We start from the raw sequence: 18,618 nt of genomic DNA, 5'->3' as shown, positions 1-18,618 counted from the left end.
ACTGAGTTAAGGAGAGAACCAAATGAACATCATTGCTTGGATTATTTTAGGTCTAATTGCTGGTGCGATCGCTAAAGCTATTTACCCAGGAAATCAAGGCGGCGGTATCTTCGCAACGATTGGTTTAGGGATTTTAGGTTCTCTAGTTGGAGGTTGGCTAGGTAGCACGTTGCTAGGGATAAGTACATCAGGAGCTTTCAGTATTCCTGGTATCCTCTTTGCTGTCATTGGTGCCCTGATCCTTATCTTCATTTGGGGCTTAGTAACCAGACGCGCCGCCTAAACAGCTTCCAAAGCTTTCCTAAATTGATCGCTCAAGTATTTTCCCCCATCTCTTCAATGGGGGATTTTCCATGAATTTAATTTTTAAGCTTTAGAAATACCTGAAATTTTGTTGAGTGTGCATAAGTTAGTTAACAAATTTAATGATCAACTTAAATCAGCCTCTTGAGTAGAATGGGCAAACCCTACTCAGGAATCAGAAGGTAACAAGTAGCAACCTGGAAACGTTAAATTAACAGTATTTCCCAAGTAAACAGCGAGGAGATGTAAGATGCTGGAATTGTACCAATTTGAACTGTCGCAATACTCTGAAAAAATACGGCTAATCCTGGATTACAAGGGGCTAGCTTATCGCAAGATTGAAGTTACCCCAGGAGTAGGACAGCTAGATCTCTTCCGACTGTCTGGTCAACGGCGAGTACCAGTCCTCAAAGATGGAAGTACAGTAATTAGTGACTCCACCGCGATCGCAATGTATTTGGATCGCAAGTACCCAGACAAACCCTTAATCCCAACAGATCCTAAAGAACGTGGCTTATGCTTGCTCATGGAAGAATGGGCAGATGAATCGATTGGTCTTAAAAGTCGTAAGGTGTTGTTTGGCGCATTAAGCCAAAATCCAAGCTTCCGCACCTCAGTTTTACCCAATACCGCGCCTGATTTCCTCAAGACTGTGGTAGGTGCTGTTCCTCCAGAACTTCTTGACCTCTTGGGTACTGGTGTTGGGTTTGGTGGAGAGGCAATAAAAGAAGCAAAAGATGGTCTGAAGCAAGATTTAGAAGCCTTGAGTCTGCTGCTTTTAGATCGTCCCTATCTGGTTTCAGATACCCCTTGCCTCGCTGATTTTGCGGTAGCAGGCTTAAGTATGCTACTCAAGTTTCCTGTGGGCCCCTACCTGGATTTGCCAGAAGCCCTCAAAGGTAAAGGAATTCCTGGTTTAGCAGATAGCACTCTTTACGAAACATTTTTCGATTGGCGCGATCGCATCTATGCTGATTACCGTAAGCCATTGACCGCTTCTACTACCACACCAAGTAGTGGTTCTGCACCGACATCAATTGAAATTGATTAGAGTCGGTTTAGGACTTACGCAAAATTATTCATCAAACGCTAAACGCTAGCTGTAGCAGGGTGTGTTATTTAATGCACCCTGCTACTAGATTTTCTGCGTAAGTCCTGAAATTGGTTAGTGATGCAGTATGGCAGTATGGCAGACGGTAGAGGGGATGCATATTGACGGGACTTGGTTTCAGTATGAAAGCGAGAGTCAAGAGTCGTCTTGGCGACTGCTATAGATGCAACTAGATGCAAAAATAATGGTACCTATGTACTATTAGCAGGTATGATTAGTTTCCTTTGTGTTTTGAAGGTAACTGACGGTTGGGGAATAAAAAAAGAGCTGTCAGTTGCATTTGACAGAGCAAGAATACGAGATAAATAAGTTAAACCTGAGATATGCTTTCTAGCATTAGAACAGTTGCCGCGATGAATTTAGATCAGCCATTAGGCTCAGTTATTCAAGGTTCTCTGTCCGCAGGATTGGAAGTGCGTTTGCATCCCGATGTCTCTGTGGAAGAGATGCGAGTTGGCAAGTTTTTGGTAGTCCAAGGCGTGCGATCGCGCTTTTTCTGTATGCTCACGGATGTCACTTTAGGGACATCCAGCCAAAGAATTCTTGCCAACCCTCCTAGCGCTGACGATGACTTTTTAAGAGAAGTGTTGGCTGGCAGTGGCACGTTTGGGACAGTTAATCTCACGCCAATGCTGATGTTTACGCCACAAGAGTTGAGCAATGGCAAGTCAGCAATTGTCCCTAATGGGAACACTTCACTTGGCTCCTTTCAAGCCCAAAGTAGCGAGAGTATGGAATTGTTGCCAGTGAAAACAATTCCTAGCCACTTCTCTCAGGTATTTGACGCAAGCGATCGCGATTTTCGTGCTGTCTTTGGTTGGGAAGATGACCCGACTCGGCGGAATTTTGCCATTGGTCAGCCCCTTGACATGGACGTTCCCGTATGTATTGATTTAGATCGATTCATCGAACGCAGTAATGGTGTCTTCGGCAAATCTGGCACAGGCAAATCGTTCCTGACTCGGCTACTACTATCGGGAATTATCCGCAAGCAAGCGGCAGTTAACCTGATTTTTGATATGCACTCAGAATATGGCTGGGAAGCCGTCTCGGAGGGCAAACAATTCAGCACAGTAAAAGGCTTGCGCCAGTTATTTCCCAGCCAGGTGCAGGTTTACACCCTCGATCCCGAATCAACCAAACGTCGGGGGATACGTGATGCCCATGAACTTTATCTCAGCTACGACCAAATTGAAGTCGAAGACATCATGTTGGTGCGTCAAGAGTTAAACCTTTCTGAGGCAAGTTTGGAAAATGCGATCATTCTCCGTAACGAGTTTGGCAAATCCTGGATTACTCAGTTGCTCAATATGACCAATGAAGAAATCCAGCTATTTTGCGATGAGAAGCGAGGCAACAAATCCTCAATCATGGCATTGCAGCGCAAACTGCTGCGCTTGGATGAGTTGAAATATATGCGTAGCGCTTGCCCGCATAATTATGTCGATCAGATTTTGCAATCCCTAGAAGCGGGTAAGCATGTGGTGGTGGAATTCGGTTCCCAGTCCAATATGCTGTCCTATATGTTGGCAACGAACGTGATGACTCGCCGCATTCATGGCAGCTATGTACGCAAGGCAGAGAAGTTCTTGCAGTCGAAAAATCCAATTGATCGCCCCCGCCCACTCGTCATTACGATCGAAGAAGCACACCGTTTCCTCGATCCCGCTACAGTTCGTCAAACAATCTTTGGGATCATTGCCCGTGAGATGCGTAAATACTTCGTCACCCTACTGGTAGTCGATCAGCGTCCTTCTGGGATTGACAACGAAGTGATGTCCCAGATTGGTACCCGTATTACAGCCTTGCTGAATGATGACAAAGATATTGAGGCAATCTTTACAGGGGTATCTGGGGGGCAAAGTTTGCGATCGGTACTTGCCAAACTCGACTCCAAGCAACAAGCCTTAATTCTAGGTCACGCTGTTCCAATGCCAGTCGTGGTGCGAACTCGTCCTTATGACGAAAAATTCTATGCCGAAATTGGTGATACAGCTTGGGATGAAATGAGTGATGAAGAAGTATTCGCTGCTGCTGAAGCGGCTAAAGCTGATTTGGGGTTTTGAGGCTATAGTCAATGTCTGCTAAAGATGTCTTTCACAACGCTGTAAAGAACGCCCTTCAAAAAGAAGGGTGGCTAATTACTGATGACCCGTTGTTCATTCGCTTTGGCGGCATTAACATTTACATAGATTTAGGTGCAGAAAAGGTTATTGCTGCTGAGAAAGATGGAGAGAAAATAGCCGTTGAGATTAAGAGTTTTCTAGCACCATCTGCCATTTCTGAGTTTCATTTGGCTCTGGGACAGTTTTTGAATTATCGTTTAGTCTTGGAAAGACAAGATCCAGAGCGGATTTTATATCTAGCTATTACTGTCGATGCTTACGATACTTTCTTTACTCTTCCCTTTACCCAGATGGCAATCCAGCATCATCAACTCAAGCTAATCGTTTATGAACCTGAGACTGAGGTGATTGTCCAATGGGAAAAGTAGACGAATATCGCCAACATATTCAAAACTTACTGAGAGAATACGCTAGCTATAAGTCAGCGTCTGAAGATGTTGAATCCCAAACCATTTTTGATAGTGAACATGACCATTATCAATTAGTTCATGCTGGCTGGAATAATAAAAGACGGGTATATGGTTGTGTCTTGCATCTAGATATCAAAGATGGCAAAATCTGGATACAGCATGATGGCACTGAGATTGGCATCGCTAATCAATTAGTAGAGCTAGGGGTTCCTAAAAGCGATATTGTCTTAGCGTTTCATTCACCCTTCAAAAGGCAATTTACAGAGTTTGCGGTGGGGTAGGCTACGATGAGAGGTTTTAAGTGGCTGGCTGATTTCTCCGCCTAATTTGCTTAGGGAAGTCAGGATCACTAAAACTCAGGGATTACTCTGAGATATAACCGAGGTGATTCTTATGGTCGGATATAACCGTGGTGATTCTTATGAGAGAGTCATTTTTGAAATTTTTCAACAAAAGGGATTACTATCACCAAATTCCACTAGAGCTGGCGCTAGTGGAGGACCCGATATTCGGTTTATACACAATTCTCGTGAATGCCGACTAGAAGTAAAACTAGATTTACGAGCTGATTATGGACAAAAAATGCTGAATTGGGGAAATGGGATCTGGACTTGGTGTGTAGACGATCCTACTACCAGGTTTTATACAGAGATTGGAGTTTTAGATATTATCAATAATAAAAATATCATTCCTAATAGATACACCATTCCTAGAGATGAAATAGCGACCGAACACAAACAAGTGGATCAGAGAATTTTTGAAGATAGTAGAGATATAGATATTAGATCATTATATAGCTATTACAGCCACAAAAATTGTTACTATCTACAAATAGGCGGTTATGGATTCTACCATCTTGAGACAGATATCCTGAGTTTAGGGACTCCTCAATTTAATTGCCAAATGGTGTTGAGGTTACGGGCAAAAACTATACATAGTTTGCCTATCTACAAGTATGGCTTTTATGCAGTTCTAAAAATAAAGGGGCCACGAATTCTAAAATCTATATATGATGTAGAAGAAAAAGAAGGACGGATTTTCCCACTAATAGTTCCATAAGTCTTAAAATAACTTCAGTTGAATAAATTGATGTTCATCTACATTTTCTCTATAAGAAAAAGCTGTAGCTCTAATTGAACTTACATCTTGAATGGAAAGAGTTTTTTCCATTAAATCTTTACACTGATCGAGTTTAAGTATTGCTTCCCCAATGGCTTTAGCTAACAGAGGTGGAACTGCGTTACCAATTTGCCTCCACTGTTGATTAAGACTTCCGCAGAAAATGTAATCTGGAGGAAAAGATTGAATTGCCGCAGCTTCTCTAGCAGTTAAATAACGATTTTCAATTGGATGATAATAACTTGTACGATTTGTATTAATTGTGCCAGAACAACTATTTCTGCTAAGTCTGTTTAGTTTTGCTTCTCTAAATCTTTCTTCATGAAGATTTTTCCAATCTACGTCAAACCATAATTCTTTAGGAAGGTACGCTAGCTCGTCTTTTTTATACCTAACACTTTTCCCTTCAGGGATAAACTGGAGCCTTTTCTTTTCTATTTCATTAGGTATTTGAGCACTGTCTAGGTCATGATTAAAAACTCTACCATTAACTTCACATAAGTTTCTAAACGCCCAGTCAACAGTTCTGGGTAAAGGTAAATTAGTAGACTCTTTTTCTGAATTCTTAAACAACTGCTCTGGATAGATGTTAGCAACGCCAAATTTATTTCCTAAGAAAATAGTTCTTCTCCTCTTTTCCGGTACTCCATAGTGATGTGCTGATAAAACTTTAACATCAATGGTGTAACCTAAATTTGTAAAACATTTAATAATTGTTTTTAATGTATGTTCGTTCTTTTTTGCAAGAAGACCTGTTACATTTTCCATTAAAATATAATTTGGCTTGAAGGCTTCTACAAATCTAACAAACTCCCAGAAAAGGAAGTTTCTTTCGTCTTCTTTATTGTTTTGACCAATTGTTGAAAATCCTTGGCAAGGAGGACCACCGCAAATAAGACTTACCTTTTGATTTCCAATAAGCTCTTTTATAGATTCTGTAGATATTTTTCTAATATCGCCAGCAATAGCTTGGGCATATTTGTGATTTAATTTAAAAGTTTCTATAGCTGTCTTATCTTGATCGATCCCCAGCAAGCATTTGAACCCAGACATTTCTAAGCCGCAGGAAAGTCCTCCGGCTCCTGAGAATAAATCTATAAATAGTTTTTTCATTTTTAATCCTCAGAGTACAGAAATAGCAAGAGAACAATCAAGCCTTTTTATTAATTGTTCATTTTCTATTAAATCTTTATTGTAGTCAAATAAATCTTTGTGTATTACCTGGGCTAAAGCATAGCCCAAGTTTACAGGCACCGCATTACCAATCATCTTATATCCATCAGCCAGTCTTTCATAGTAAAAAATAAAGTTGTCAGGAAATGTCTGAATTCTGGCACACTCTCGCGCTGATAATCTCTGGTAAGGTTTTGATGAATTAGGGTCAAATATCCATTTATCTTTTCCCCCATGAATCATCTTGTTTGCCTGGGGATGGATGGGTGCATGGCGACCACCAGCTTGGATAGTAAAAGATGGTTCATTCCAAGGACGAACTCGGTTGCGCGACATATAAATACTAGAGAACCCACCAACCATGTATTCATGATTTGGCACGAAGCAAGCGTCCTCTCGTGTTTTATTATTTGCTAAGGCTGGAGTTGCCGAATCGCGTAAATCCCAAATGGCATCTCGTAGAGTGGGAACGCCAGAACCAGACACTAACGATTCAAAATTAAAGCGTTTGTTCAAATCAACGTGATAGCCAATAAAGATGACTCGCTTTCTGTCCTGTGGGACGTTATAGCACTTAGCATTCAATAACTTGAAGGAGACAGCATAACCAGCTTCTTCAAAGGCTGCAATGATGTTTCGTAGGGCTGAGTCATGCTTTTTATGCAGCATTCCAGAAACATTTTCTGCTAGGAAAAATAGAGGTTGCTTGTGTTTTAGAATACGCACGTACTCTAAAAACAGCCTTCCGCGATCGTCATCAATCCCTCGCTGAGTACCCCCCTCACTCCAGCTTTGGCATGGGGGGCCGCCAATAATTCCAATACAATCGGGAATTTCTTCTGAAGCAATTTTTCTGATGTCTCGTCGTTCGAGAAATGTATCTGGATGATTGTGTTCGTAGGTTGACCAAATATCTTTATCGTACTCATTTGCCCATAGGACATTGAAGTCAGCTTTACGAAAGCCTATATCCAATCCGCCGCAGCCCGAAAATAAAGAGACTATCGTTTTTTTCATTGACTTTCTATTCTTCCGTAAATAAATCACAAACTTTAAAATTATGCGATCGCTCTGTTTTCGATACTTCCAAAATGCGGGGGTATTGGTTGTCTATAAAATTATTAAATTAGATAATTAGCTAATTGTCAACTTATTTCCTTAGCTAAGGTACAATGGGCTGAAGGCAACTTACTGAAAAATGCGGGAAATGGCACAGACACAAAGAAAGCCAGTATACATACAGCCAGAGCATCACGAAATTTTGAGGCGCATTGCATTTGAGCAACGTTGCAACATTACGGATGTGTTGGATGCGGTATTAGAGCAGGCAGATTGGGAAAAAACTGCGACCCAGGCGAGTAATAAGCCCGTACAGAGGGCTATGGAGCGGGGAGGAAGCCACTAAGGTTTGAGAGTCCCGCCGAACCTGTGCCTTGAGCAAGGATGGTACGTTGGGAACATAAAAATTCTCGGTTTAGGCTACGATTGCATTAGCAGGAGGCTTTGCTTTGTATTCTCCACATAACACCTCCTTTGACCAATCAAAGTGGGTATGCAATTCCTATTCATTCCTGCTAAACTTTGGGTTTCCAGACATTACTCCATAGATCGGTTCGGTTTTCTCGCTTCGAGGGGTTGCTCAGTTCAATGCTTAGTGGGTGATCATTATATAAAGGAAGCGATACAAGCCACTTAGTTCTGTCGGTGTCATTAGGAGTATTAATTAATGTTGCGACACCATCGCCAGAGTTATCTAGCCAAGTTGTTGAACCTTTTCCTCTTTACTGGCGTCTAAATCTGTAATACGATAGTACTAAAGCAAAGTCATATTGACTTCGATTTTTTGCTCGTTTTCCAGTTATAGGCAGCGATAGGCTGGGAAACACAGCAGAATTACGGAAGAGAGACTTTCCTCAGTATCTAGCTCAGCCCCCTTCACGTTTTAGATCTCCTACTCTCGTTAGAGAAACTAGGCGATCCATACATCTTTTGTAGGATGTATTTTACCGATTCGCGTAAGTAACCTCAGGGTGAAAGATGATCGTCGCTTTTGAGGTCGAAATCCGCGAAAGATTTACTGCTTGTTTACGACGGAGTTACAACTCAACAAATGCCCACTGCTAACACCACCAAAAAGACGACCAAGCCCACGTTCTCAGCAGATATGGTTCGCACTTACCTGCATGAGATTGGTCGTGTGCCGCTGCTGACTCATGAGCAAGAAATTGTCTTCGGTAAGCAGGTACAGCACATGATGACGCTGATCGAGGCGAAAGAAGCCTTGGCTGAAAAGCTACAGCGTGAACCGACGACCAAAGAGTGGGCAGATCACGTTAATCTCGACGAAGCATCCCTGAATAAAATACTAACGCAGGGGACGCGAGCAAAGCGCAAGATGATTGAGGCAAATTTGCGCCTAGTCGTTGCGATCGCGAAAAAGTACCAGAAGCGGAATATGGAATTTCTGGATTTAATCCAGGAAGGCACCCTAGGCTTAGAGCGGGGTGTAGAGAAATTTGACCCCACACGGGGATACAAGTTCTCAACCTACGCTTACTGGTGGATTCGTCAAGCAATCACCCGTGCGATCGCTCAGCAAGCGCGTGCAATTCGTCTGCCTATTCACATCACCGAAAAGCTCAACAAAATCAAGAAAGTCCAACGAGAACTTGCTCAGAGCTTAGGGCGCAATGCCACTCCCGCTGAGATTGCTCAGGAGTTGGAATTAGAACCCTCAATGATTCGGGAATATTTGAGTATTGCTCGTCAACCGATCTCGCTTGATGTTCGAGTTGGAGACAACCAGGATACCGAACTGTCTGATCTCCTGGAAGATGATGGCTTAACTCCTGTTAATTTCACAACTCAGGAGTCCCTACGGCAAGACCTGGATAACCTCCTAGCAGAACTGACCCCTCAGCAGCGCGAAGTATTAGCGCTACGCTTTGGGTTAGAAGACGGCAATGAGCTGTCACTGGCAAAAGTTGGTCAACGGCTCAACCTCAGCCGTGAGCGAGTGCGCCAATTGGAACACCAAGCTTTGGCACAGCTGCGCCGTCGTCACGGAAACGTCCGGGAGTACATCGCCAGCTAATGTAAAACGGTTTGAGTAATACACAAACAGGAGTGGTAGCAAGCAATGTTACCACTTCTTTTTTTTGCAAAAATTTCTTGAATGTTTGCGAAATCCCTCTCCTTACCGTTGAAGTTATAGGCTAGCTAGACGCCAATCAGCAGACTTCTTGCATAAGTGTCAAATCCCTAGGAGATAAATACTAGTGCAACGCCATAACAATTGCCTTTTGCAATAAGTCTGTTAAGCAGGGTTAGGAGAGTGAATTCCTTGAACTCAATACACTGGCTCAATCCCAGATCCAATTTATTCTCCACAAAACTACCGTGTGACGGGTTGTTGCTCTTGATAAAGACCACCCATTTAGGTGAGCAAGTGTTCACCCATTTGAGGGAATCGTCACCCCTAGGTACTTTGTTAACTTGTTAACAAGAGCAAGTACAAGGTGTGACGGTTAACAAACCGGTCAGAAGAGAAGTAAAAGCGAGTATTGTTCCGGTTTATAAATATATTTAGGGCTGCTGGTCAACAAAACTCTGTTCTCGCCTAAATCAAGCGATTTTCAGCAATTTGGCTTCTAAAACCTGTACAGTCCAGCTCCCAAACGTTCAGTTCCAGGGTGTCTCGAAGTTTTTCTAAGGAGGTAACCACGGTGATTAACCGATTAGTTGGATTCTTTCTCTCGTCACGTCCGCTGCTCAATCGTTGGGAATTGCCGCTAACTGGTTTACTTCTAACCGTAGGGTTGGCAACCAATGCCTCGACTTTAGAAGCAGCGGCACCTCTGCAAGAAACTCAAGCGGCTAACTCCACTTCGGTTGCAATTGCTCAAGTTCCAGATGGCGCAATCCCAGATGGCACCTACCTCTACGGTCAGTCCTCGGAACCGGAACAAATTGGCAAAGAATATATCGTATTTGAAGCGCGTCAGGGCAAGGTAGTTGGTGCCCTATATATGCCAAGCTCAGAATATAGCTGTTTTCAGGGTACGGTTGATGCAAATCAAATGAATTTGACTGTTGCCAACCCTTACGATCAAACGGCATTTTCCCATACAATTGCTCGGACACAGCGATCCCCAATTGCGGCGGCTGGCGGACAGATAAACCTTGAAAACACCTACGACTCTCTAAGTTATCCTCATGCTGTTGGACTCGAAGGATATCAACCCATTAATCAAATTAGCGAGAACGACCAGCAAATTTTAAGTTCCTGTCTGAACGAATATCAAAGCTAGATCTGGACTCAGCAGGGGTTAGTCCTCTTAGGAACAGAAACTAAATTAAGTGGTGTAGGTTGGCTTGAGGTAAATAAAGCCTTAGCCTTCCTGTAGAACAACCCAATAAAACCGATCAGATGCCTGTTGGGTTTTGGTTTGGCTTGAGCCAACCTACAGCAATTCATGAAGAATAATAGGGGGCAATAGGCTAGGATGACTAGATCTTTTGTCCTCTAGAAGTTTTTGCAACATAATGAACGTCACACATCTGTATTGCTCATCTTGCGGCAAAGAGTACGAACCACGTCGTCTCTATAACCTGTGTGATTGCGGCAAGCCTCTAATGGTTGCCTATGACTTGGAGCATGTGCAGACAACTCTCTCACGAGAATCACTTACCAGTCGCGTTCCAACGTTATGGCGCTACGAAGAGATACTACCTGTTGATGCTCAAAGTAACCGCATCACTCTCGGAGAAGGGATGACACCCCTCCTGAAAGCTGAGCGATTAGGTCTTCTGCTAGGAATGGGTCACCTCTACATCAAAGACGAATCACTTAATCCGACGGCTTCATTTAAAGCGCGAGGCATGGCAGTCGCTGTTTCAATGGCAAAAGAGCTTGGAGTAAAAAAGCTTGCAGTCCCTTCAGCCGGAAATGCGGCAGGAGCCTTGGCTACCTATGCTGCCAAGGCAGGGCTTGAAGCATTTATCTTTATGCCTAGCGATACTCCTTCATCAAACATCATCGAGTGTCAACAAACAGGTGCAAATGTAACGTTGATCGACGGCTTGATTACGGATTGTGGTCGTATTCTAAGCGATCGCAAAGAGGCGGAAGGGTGGTTTGATGTTTCGACACTCAAGGAACCTTACCGAGTTGAAGGTAAAAAAACAATGGGTTATGAGCTTGCCGAACAACTTGGTTGGGAGTTACCTGATGTCATCCTTTATCCCACAGGGGGCGGGACAGGGTTGATTGGGATGTGGAAGGCGTTTGATGAGATGGAGCGAATGGGTTGGATCAGTAGCCAGCGTCCAAGGATGGTGTCCGTACAGGCTTCTGGGTGTGCGCCGATTGTTGAGGCGTTCAACTCAGGTTCCCAGTTTGGGGCAGAGATAACAAATGCTCACACCATAGCATCAGGGCTGAGGGTTCCACGCGCTATTGGTGATTTCATGATGCTTGACATTCTTCGCAACAGTGGCGGCAGTGCTGTCGCTGTGACTGATGAGGAGCTACTTTGGGCAGTAAAAGAAATCGGTGTGGCTGAAGGTATATTTGTTGCTCCTGAAGGGGGAGCCTGTCTGCCCGCGCTGAAACAATTAATCAGCCAAGGTAAGGTAAGCCGGGACGAAAGGGTTGTGTTATTCAACACCGGATCAGGACTCAAATACCTCGAAGCCTTTGGAATGCTTGAACAAAAATAAATCACTTGACGAAGTATCGTTTGCCTAATTGAAACGTCCATTTTAGGCAGAATCTAAGGCTATGCTGTTTCCATCCAATCGAAAATTCGGTCTAACTGCTCTAATGTAACCAGCCCATACTGCCAAAGAATCATTGGTAAAAGATTTGGCATATCAGGCTGATGGCGTATAGCGAGGTCAATCGAAGCAGAAGGAATTGCTAAGTCATCCCTTAAAAAGTGAACTAATTTTTGGAGTCGTGTAGATTTCATTGATTGATAGAACCTCTAAGGACGGAAAAGTATTAGGGGCATCCTATTTCAGGACACATTACAGGGAAACAGCGAACCTACGGAAACCAAACCTGACGATTTTGACTTTCTAAGGGATTTCACGGGTATCTGATTTCACTGCTTCACACAACTACTTAAAGTACTTAATTATTCCGGGTGCTTCACCGAATCTTTGCCTCAACTTATTCCCATCTATACAGAATCAAAATAACCGTAGGGAGAAAAACAACTGAGGGTTTAGGCTTTAATGCGATCGCCTTTCTGCTTTTTCGGAATACCTTACAACAACCCATATCCGTCAAGCGAATTGGGAGAGGTCATAGTAAGCAGTAGTTGATAGAAGACAAATACTTAAGAAATCAGCCAGCCGTGAGCGGTACTGTTACCGATGTCGTAATTGACTTAGCTTTCACTGTAGCAAATTAAACAGTCCCAACCCGTCGTTTTGACATTAGACGAAACAGTAATATTGAGAATGTTGGCTTCGGGATTCTGGGCTAGCCAATTGCTAATGAATGTGATGTAGCCCTCCCAGAGTAAAATCTCCAAGGCGCGTAAGTTTAAGGTCTTTTGCCTTGAGCATAACTAACATTATTCATCCAAGTTTCTCGACACCTTTAAATTACGACTGACTGTAGCCGCTATACTTCCTCTTTTTGGGTTCACCCTATCGAGTGAAGTTTGGAACGGAAATCCACCTTTTAACCACCATTTGTAGGGGCGCAAGGCTTGCGCCCCTACCAGATATTGCACTTGTGCGTAAGTCCTACTAAAGCCAGTTCAGCAGTGTCAAGAATAATCTCTACAACTTGAGCTTTTTATTAAAATCTCTTACATCAAAACTCAACACCAGGTTGTGCTTTAATGCCCTGTTCACGGAAGGGGTGCTTAACAAGCGTCATTTCCGTCACCAAATCAGCTCTTTCAATTAATGCCGTTGGTGCGCCTCTGCCTGTAAGAATGATGTGAGTATTCGCTGGCTTTTCTTCCAGTCCAGCAAGAACATCCTGAACACTCAAGTAACCCAGCTTTAAGGCAATATTAACTTCATCCAACAGTACCAGACGAAAGTCAGGATTACGAATAAACCCTAACGCACTTTCCCACGCCACCTTAGCTTTTTCAATATCTCGCTCTCGGTCTTGAGTTTCCCAAGTGAAGCCTTCTCCCATCGCGTGGAACTCCAACTGGGGTGCTTCTCCATCTTTAGCTAATGTCCAATGTTGGAATGCTGCTTTTTCTGCTGGTTCCCAGGCTCCCTTGATAAATTGTACGATCGCAACTCGGTAACCATGACCAAGCGATCGCAACACCATTCCTAGGGCTGCTGTTGTCTTACCTTTGCCATTGCCAGTATTGACAACAATTAAACCCTTCTCTTGCGACGCTTGTGCAAGGCGTTGTTCCTGTACTTCCTTTCGTCGCTGCATCTTGGCGCGATACTGTTCTGCTGTCAACCCAGATGATTCTGAGCCAGCAACACTAGAGGATTCTAAAGTTTCATTTGAGTTCATCGGGGAATTTATCTTCATTAAAAGAGTTCAGATAACAACGACTAACGGCTAGCGCATCATAAATAATCCCAACAAGGCTGCTCTTGTTGTTCAAACAGGTGAGCGAAAGTACTATGGTCGTCCTGAGTAAAAGGTTTCTGGATGCTATCCATCCACGAGAAATCCCAGGACGGTGGCTCAAGTTCTTCAATCAGGCGTACCATATCTCCTTGATAATTCTGATTTATTACTAGCGCTTTGAGCCGCAAACGAGCAGGGACATAACGAAGATGAACAGGTAGTCCGTGTGCGAGTAGAAATTCTGCTAATTGCTCAGGATGGATGAAGATTCCCTGAGTATGGAGACGCTGCAAAATTTCCTCAAAAGTCGGCCAGCGCTCCCCAGTTTGGAGCTGAGATGACAACGGCATATCGTTTAGAGCAATAGCGAGAAGATTTCTTTGCATAGCTGAAATAAGTTGTATTTAGAACAGAAGTGTTCTAAGTTGTGTGCAATTGAAGCGAGCGATTGCGCGAGTTTATATTACAGAAATTCAGCTTAGCTAAGTGGGTATTTTTATTTAAATCTTGGCTTTTCCCCACCAAAATGCTCCAGATTTTTCTAATTTTGGAGGTTCGCGAGGCTTAAGCTTTAGGAGCGCTTCTCTAGAACAGAGCTAGCACGTAAGCACAACACTACTTTTTTAGACTCCAGATTCTAGGATACTAATTCAAAAGCCTTAACATCCGCTTATGTAATGCTCATTACTCTTAATGGATAATTTCTATGATACCAGGCAAAATAGCTGTAACTGAAGGAGATATTACGCATCTACAAGTCGATACAATTGTCAACCCACTCCCCGCCCAATGGGTGATTTATACGGTTGGCTCAGTCTGGCAAGATGGTCAACAAGGAGAGCCTGTTTTATGTTGGCTTGAGTCGTCAGTCCTACAATTGCCATAGGACGATGGTGAAGGATATTTTGCTGGAGGAAGGTCAAGGGTGATGTCATCCACGGTGTTGCAATTAGTTCTGACGGGAATCCTCGCCTTCTATCTTGCTGGGAATTTGGGAGCGAACGATGTCGCCAACGCGATGGGAACCTCTGTTGGCTCTAAGGCTGTCACACTACGGCAAGCCATAGTAATTGCAGGAATTTTGGAGTTCACAGGCGCTGTTTTATTTGGTCAAGGTGTCTCTGCAACCTTGGCAACTGAAGTGGCAAATCCTGAGTTGTTTGCCGGAATGCCTCAGGTGCTAATCCTTGGCATGGTTTCCGTTTTGATCGCCTGTGGGGTATGGCTGCAAATTGCCACAAGTCAGGGATGGCCTGTATCCTCTTCCCATGCCGTTGTTGGAGCGATCGCAGGATTTAGCTGGGTAGCCGCAGGGTTTGGTGCAGTTGATTGGGCAAATATTGGTCGTATCTCATGCGCCTGGGTAGTAACGCCTCTTGTGAGTGGCGCTTTGGCAGCAGGATTTTACAGCCTTATAAAATATTCAATTCTCGACAAACCCAATCCAATCAGGCAGCTACGCGAGTGGATTCCCTGGCTAAGTGCAACACTCTTGGGCGTTTTCGGCATCATTGTGCTACCAACCATATTTGAACGCCCTTTCTTTGCCAGTTTCCCGCTTCCAGCTCACGATCTACCAATTGCTACAGGTGCTGCTGCGGCTGTTGCTCTTTCTATTTTTAGCTGGCATCAATTAGCACGATTCACTTCAACACCAACACTTTCTTCTAAAACATCTTCTTCCCCAATTCCCAATCCCGTAGAACGCCAACTAGGGAAGTTTCAGGTACTAAGTGCTTGCTTTGTTGCCTTTGCTCATGGCTCAAATGATGTGGGAAATGCGATCGCTCCTCTAGCCGCAATCGCCTATATTATTCGTACTAATTCTGTTCCCCTAACTGGCTTCACTGTTCCCTTGTGGATTCTTATCCTCGGCGGTAGTGGTATTGTTCTTGGATTAGCTGTCTGGGGCAAAAAAGTAATTGCCACGATTGGGGAAAATATTATCCCTCTCCAACCTAGTGGGGGATTCTGTGCAGAACTTGCTACAGCTACCACCATTTTGCTTGCCTCGCGGATTGGGCTACCCGTTTCCACGTCTCATGCCCTGGTTGGCGGTGTTGTTGGCATTGGACTGGTTCAAAACTGGAAGAGTCTCCGCTTCCAAACACTCAAATCTATTGGTTTGGCATGGCTAATTACGCTTCCTGTGGCGGGCGGTTTAGGCGCACTTATCTTTGTTTGCCTGCGCCTACTTTTCCTTCCCGGATGACACCCCTTCTTAAGCTAAATTTCACTGAATTAATATGAATGGCACTAACTTAACTTAACGACTCTCCACCGATTAACCCTTGCGCGGGGGGACTGGGGGAGACGCTTGTCCCCCAGTGGGGGGTTTGGGGGGCAACGTCCCCCAATCCGGGTTTTTCCAACGAACGATTACTTTTCGCTTAACTCAGTGACATTCGACTTATATATGCCCGCTAACCCTCTCAACCCCAGTACTGCTTTACCTCAAGGTTTGATTATCTCTTGTCAGGCACCAGTTGACTCACCCCTACATGACCCAATCATCATTGCCGCCATGGCACAAGCGGCTAGTAATCACGGAGCAATTGCTGTTCGGATTGATACCCCTGCCCATATCGAGGCAGTACGCCGACAACTCCCGACAACTCCAATTATCGGGCTGTGGAAGCAGCAGTTGCCGGAATCTGACGTTTACATCACACCGCAGTTTCACCATGCTGCCCTTGTTGCGTCGGCTGGGGCTGATATTATCGCTATTGATGCGACGTTACGGCAACGTCCTGGTGGCGAAACGGTCGAGACGTTGATTGCTCGAATTCACGAGGAACTGAATAAACCAGTGATGGCTGACGTGGATACGATTGAAAATGCGATCGCAGCACAAAAGGCGGGTGCTGATTTCGTCGGTACAACTCTTTATGGTTACACAGCTCAAACTAAACACCTTTCCCCTCCTGGTTTTGACCTCCTTACCCAGATTGTCGAACAACTAGATATTCCAGCAATTTGCGAAGGTGGCATTGCATCGCCTCAGATGGCTCAAGACGCTTTGAAACTGGGAGCGTATGCCGTTGTTGTGGGTACGGCGATTACTGGTATTGATCTGCAAGTCAAAGCCTATCAACAAGCAATACTCAATTTAAGAAACTTCCCCGCTAGGTAGTGACACTCTGCCCTTGTTGGTGTTACCTAGCGAGGTTGCTAGCTACTGTTCTATGACCTATGACTAAGTTGGCTGATCTCAAATGCGATCGCCTTCATACGATTGGGTCACCTGATCGGGTGAATGTTCACCAGCTAAATGCTATTGATACACTCTGCACTATCATTAGTCGGCTTATTTACCGCCGTACTCACCGGGTAAGCCGTCATTTCTTCAGTGGGATAGGGATGCAGCAGTAGCTGTAACAACTCTGGTTTTGTTGCCTCCGCATCAAGCCACAAATCATAGTTTTTTGGTTCAAGAATCACTGGCATCCGGTTGTGAATTGGACGCATCAAGTCATTTGCTTCCGTTGTTAGGACGGTACAAGACTCAATTTCCTCACCTGTGGCATCTTGCCACTGCTCCCACAACCCAGCAAAGGCGAATGGTTCCCCGTCACTCAGACGAAAATAAAATGGCTGCTTTTGCTTCTTGTTCTCCTGTTGCTGCCACTCATAAAAACCATCGGCAACGACTAGGCAGCGCCGTTTCCGGAAGGCACTTCTAAACGCTGGTTTTTCAGCTACTGTTTCTGCCCTAGCATTAATTAGCTTAGATGCCATCTTCCGGTCTTTCGCCCAGCTAGGAATTAGACCCCAATGCAACATTTTGCCCTGCCGATTTGCCGATGCCGATGGTTGTAAAACTGTTAAAACTGATTGAGTTGGCGCAATGTTATATCGAGGCTCTATGTCAGACACATTATCTAGCTGAAAGGCTCTAGTAATAATTTCAGCCGACTTGCTCTGGGTATATCTTCCACACATACTTTTATCTCAAGTACACAATTACGAAGTGGCAATTCTATCTGTATTAAGCTAATACCACAACGTCATCAAATACAGTACATAAGTACTATTTTAATCCAAAAATAATCGACTTTTTGATGATTTTTTCTGGCAACTTGTAGATGAACCCAAAAAACTAGAAAAAAAGAGCTAGTAGAGGTAATCTTTGTCTATGGCGATTCTCGTATTAGTGAGATACCTCTTACTTTCTTACCTATTCCCCATTCCCAATTCCCGAAAACCCAGAACCTTGTACCTCATCCTTTAGGAGAACCGCTATATATGATTCACCCATCAACCTTGGGAAGCACAATGAATCAGGGTGGTAGGGCTGTTATTTCTGGAAATGTCTTAGAAAGAACAGTTGAAACAATCTTACAAGTCCATGGATATACCGAAATCTGCCGAGACTTGCCGAAAAAGCGACGGAGGGAATGGCTTGTCTACTCGAAGGAATGCCTGAAACGCTATGCCAAGCAAGTTTATATTGGGCCAGGAATTTATGGAACCGATATCTATGTAGACTTCTATATTTTTGATACAGTATCAATTCCTGCTGGTTTAATTGTTGAGTGCAAATGGCAGCAATCGGGTGGTTCGGTTGATGAAAAACTTCCTTATCTCAATTTAAATATCCAAACTTGCTATCCTGCCCCTGCTGTGGTGTTGATTGACGGGGAAGGGATGAAGAAGGGTGCGATCGCGTGGTTAACCAAGCAAGTCAGTTCTAACCCTAGTGCAGCGCGGCAGAAATAACCCACCAGTCTAGACGGTCTTTGCGTAGCCTTTGTACTTCCACTCAAATGGTTTAGCCAGGGTTCGGTTGAAATATTCAATAAATACCAA

Annotated in this window: 20 protein-coding genes; 14 read left to right on the top strand and 6 right to left on the bottom strand. The window is 44.0% G+C overall.

Annotated features, from left to right (window positions below):
* Positions 1-22: 22 nt before the first annotated feature.
* From H6F98_RS03760 to H6F98_RS03735, 6 genes are all read left to right on the top strand, one after another.
* Positions 23-283 (top strand): GlsB/YeaQ/YmgE family stress response membrane protein, encoded by a 261-nt coding sequence (locus tag H6F98_RS03760; RefSeq protein ID WP_192217347.1) that lies wholly within the window; start codon positions 23-25, stop codon positions 281-283.
* A gap of 270 nt (positions 284-553) precedes the next feature.
* Positions 554-1,354, top strand: a complete 801-nt coding sequence (locus H6F98_RS03755) for a glutathione S-transferase family protein (protein ID WP_192217346.1) — start codon at positions 554-556, stop codon at positions 1,352-1,354.
* A 413-nt stretch (positions 1,355-1,767) separates the two neighbouring features.
* Positions 1,768-3,480, top strand: coding sequence for a helicase HerA domain-containing protein (locus H6F98_RS03750; RefSeq protein ID WP_192217417.1), 1,713 nt, complete (start codon positions 1,768-1,770; stop codon positions 3,478-3,480).
* An 11-nt stretch (positions 3,481-3,491) separates the two neighbouring features.
* The gene (locus H6F98_RS03745) at positions 3,492-3,908 is read left to right on the top strand and encodes a XisH family protein (RefSeq protein WP_192217345.1); all 417 of its coding nucleotides are present in this window, start codon (positions 3,492-3,494) and stop codon (positions 3,906-3,908) included.
* Entirely contained in the window at positions 3,896-4,231 is a 336-nt protein-coding gene (locus tag H6F98_RS03740; protein WP_192217344.1) for a XisI protein, read from the top strand. Before H6F98_RS03745 ends, H6F98_RS03740 begins: the two co-directional genes overlap by 13 nt.
* A gap of 112 nt (positions 4,232-4,343) precedes the next feature.
* Entirely contained in the window at positions 4,344-5,009 is a 666-nt protein-coding gene (locus tag H6F98_RS03735; protein ID WP_192217343.1) for a hypothetical protein, read from the top strand.
* A 3-nt stretch (positions 5,010-5,012) separates the two neighbouring features.
* Here H6F98_RS03735 and H6F98_RS03730 read toward each other — a convergent pair whose 3' ends face one another.
* Together H6F98_RS03730 and H6F98_RS03725 are read right to left on the bottom strand one after the other, a co-directional pair.
* Positions 5,013-6,182 carry a DNA cytosine methyltransferase gene (locus H6F98_RS03730; protein WP_192217342.1) on the bottom strand — a complete coding sequence of 390 codons (1,170 nt, stop codon included), beginning with the start codon at positions 6,180-6,182 and terminating at the stop codon, positions 5,013-5,015.
* Positions 6,183-6,191: 9 nt separating this feature from the next.
* Entirely contained in the window at positions 6,192-7,259 is a 1,068-nt protein-coding gene (locus H6F98_RS03725; RefSeq protein ID WP_192217341.1) for a DNA cytosine methyltransferase, read from the bottom strand.
* Between the two features lie 190 nt (positions 7,260-7,449).
* Between H6F98_RS03725 and H6F98_RS03720 the strand changes: the two genes are divergently transcribed.
* From H6F98_RS03720 to H6F98_RS03705, 4 genes are all read left to right on the top strand, one after another.
* A complete protein-coding gene (locus H6F98_RS03720) occupies positions 7,450-7,647 on the top strand; it encodes a hypothetical protein (RefSeq protein ID WP_192217340.1) in 198 nt (65 codons plus the stop codon).
* A gap of 705 nt (positions 7,648-8,352) precedes the next feature.
* Positions 8,353-9,336: an RNA polymerase sigma factor, RpoD/SigA family gene (locus H6F98_RS03715; protein ID WP_192217339.1), complete on the top strand. Its 984-nt coding sequence runs from the start codon at positions 8,353-8,355 to the stop codon at positions 9,334-9,336.
* A 631-nt stretch (positions 9,337-9,967) separates the two neighbouring features.
* Positions 9,968-10,552, top strand: a complete 585-nt coding sequence (locus H6F98_RS03710) for a hypothetical protein (protein WP_192217338.1) — start codon at positions 9,968-9,970, stop codon at positions 10,550-10,552.
* 235 nt (positions 10,553-10,787) lie between these two features.
* A complete protein-coding gene (locus H6F98_RS03705; protein ID WP_192217337.1) occupies positions 10,788-11,963 on the top strand; it encodes a threonine synthase in 1,176 nt (391 codons plus the stop codon).
* Between the two features lie 59 nt (positions 11,964-12,022).
* Here the strand turns inward: H6F98_RS03705 and H6F98_RS03700 are convergent, their stop codons facing one another.
* The 3 genes from H6F98_RS03700 to H6F98_RS03690 form a co-directional block, all read right to left on the bottom strand.
* The gene (locus H6F98_RS03700; protein ID WP_192217336.1) at positions 12,023-12,214 is read right to left on the bottom strand and encodes a DUF2949 domain-containing protein; all 192 of its coding nucleotides are present in this window, start codon (positions 12,212-12,214) and stop codon (positions 12,023-12,025) included.
* An 857-nt stretch (positions 12,215-13,071) separates the two neighbouring features.
* The gene (gene cobO, locus H6F98_RS03695) at positions 13,072-13,749 is read right to left on the bottom strand and encodes a cob(I)yrinic acid a,c-diamide adenosyltransferase (RefSeq protein WP_242058334.1); all 678 of its coding nucleotides are present in this window, start codon (positions 13,747-13,749) and stop codon (positions 13,072-13,074) included.
* A 56-nt stretch (positions 13,750-13,805) separates the two neighbouring features.
* On the bottom strand, positions 13,806-14,195 hold the full coding sequence (locus H6F98_RS03690; RefSeq protein WP_192217334.1) for a hypothetical protein: 390 nt from the start codon (positions 14,193-14,195) through the stop codon (positions 13,806-13,808).
* A gap of 320 nt (positions 14,196-14,515) precedes the next feature.
* Between H6F98_RS03690 and H6F98_RS03685 the strand changes: the two genes are divergently transcribed.
* The 3 genes from H6F98_RS03685 to H6F98_RS03675 all read left to right on the top strand — a co-directional run bounded on the left by H6F98_RS03685 (position 14,516) and on the right by H6F98_RS03675 (position 16,942).
* The gene (locus H6F98_RS03685) at positions 14,516-14,695 is read left to right on the top strand and encodes a hypothetical protein (protein ID WP_192217333.1); all 180 of its coding nucleotides are present in this window, start codon (positions 14,516-14,518) and stop codon (positions 14,693-14,695) included.
* A gap of 42 nt (positions 14,696-14,737) precedes the next feature.
* Positions 14,738-16,021 carry an inorganic phosphate transporter gene (locus tag H6F98_RS03680; protein ID WP_192217416.1) on the top strand — a complete coding sequence of 428 codons (1,284 nt, stop codon included), beginning with the start codon at positions 14,738-14,740 and terminating at the stop codon, positions 16,019-16,021.
* A gap of 204 nt (positions 16,022-16,225) precedes the next feature.
* On the top strand, positions 16,226-16,942 hold the full coding sequence (locus tag H6F98_RS03675) for an N-acetylmannosamine-6-phosphate 2-epimerase (protein WP_192217415.1): 717 nt from the start codon (positions 16,226-16,228) through the stop codon (positions 16,940-16,942).
* Positions 16,943-17,076: 134 nt separating this feature from the next.
* On the opposite strand, the gene H6F98_RS03670 is transcribed toward H6F98_RS03675, so the two are convergent.
* Positions 17,077-17,751: an SOS response-associated peptidase gene (locus tag H6F98_RS03670; RefSeq protein ID WP_192217332.1), complete on the bottom strand. Its 675-nt coding sequence runs from the start codon at positions 17,749-17,751 to the stop codon at positions 17,077-17,079.
* Between the two features lie 303 nt (positions 17,752-18,054).
* Between H6F98_RS03670 and H6F98_RS03665 the strand changes: the two genes are divergently transcribed.
* Positions 18,055-18,528, top strand: coding sequence for a PD-(D/E)XK nuclease superfamily protein (locus H6F98_RS03665; protein ID WP_242058332.1), 474 nt, complete (start codon positions 18,055-18,057; stop codon positions 18,526-18,528).
* Positions 18,529-18,618 lie beyond the last annotated feature (90 nt).

Source organism: Microcoleus sp. FACHB-SPT15, assembly GCF_014849525.1.
GTDB lineage: Bacteria > Cyanobacteriota > Cyanobacteriia > Cyanobacteriales > Coleofasciculaceae > Symplocastrum > Symplocastrum torsivum.
This window is presented reverse-complemented; position numbering and strand designations above follow the sequence as displayed.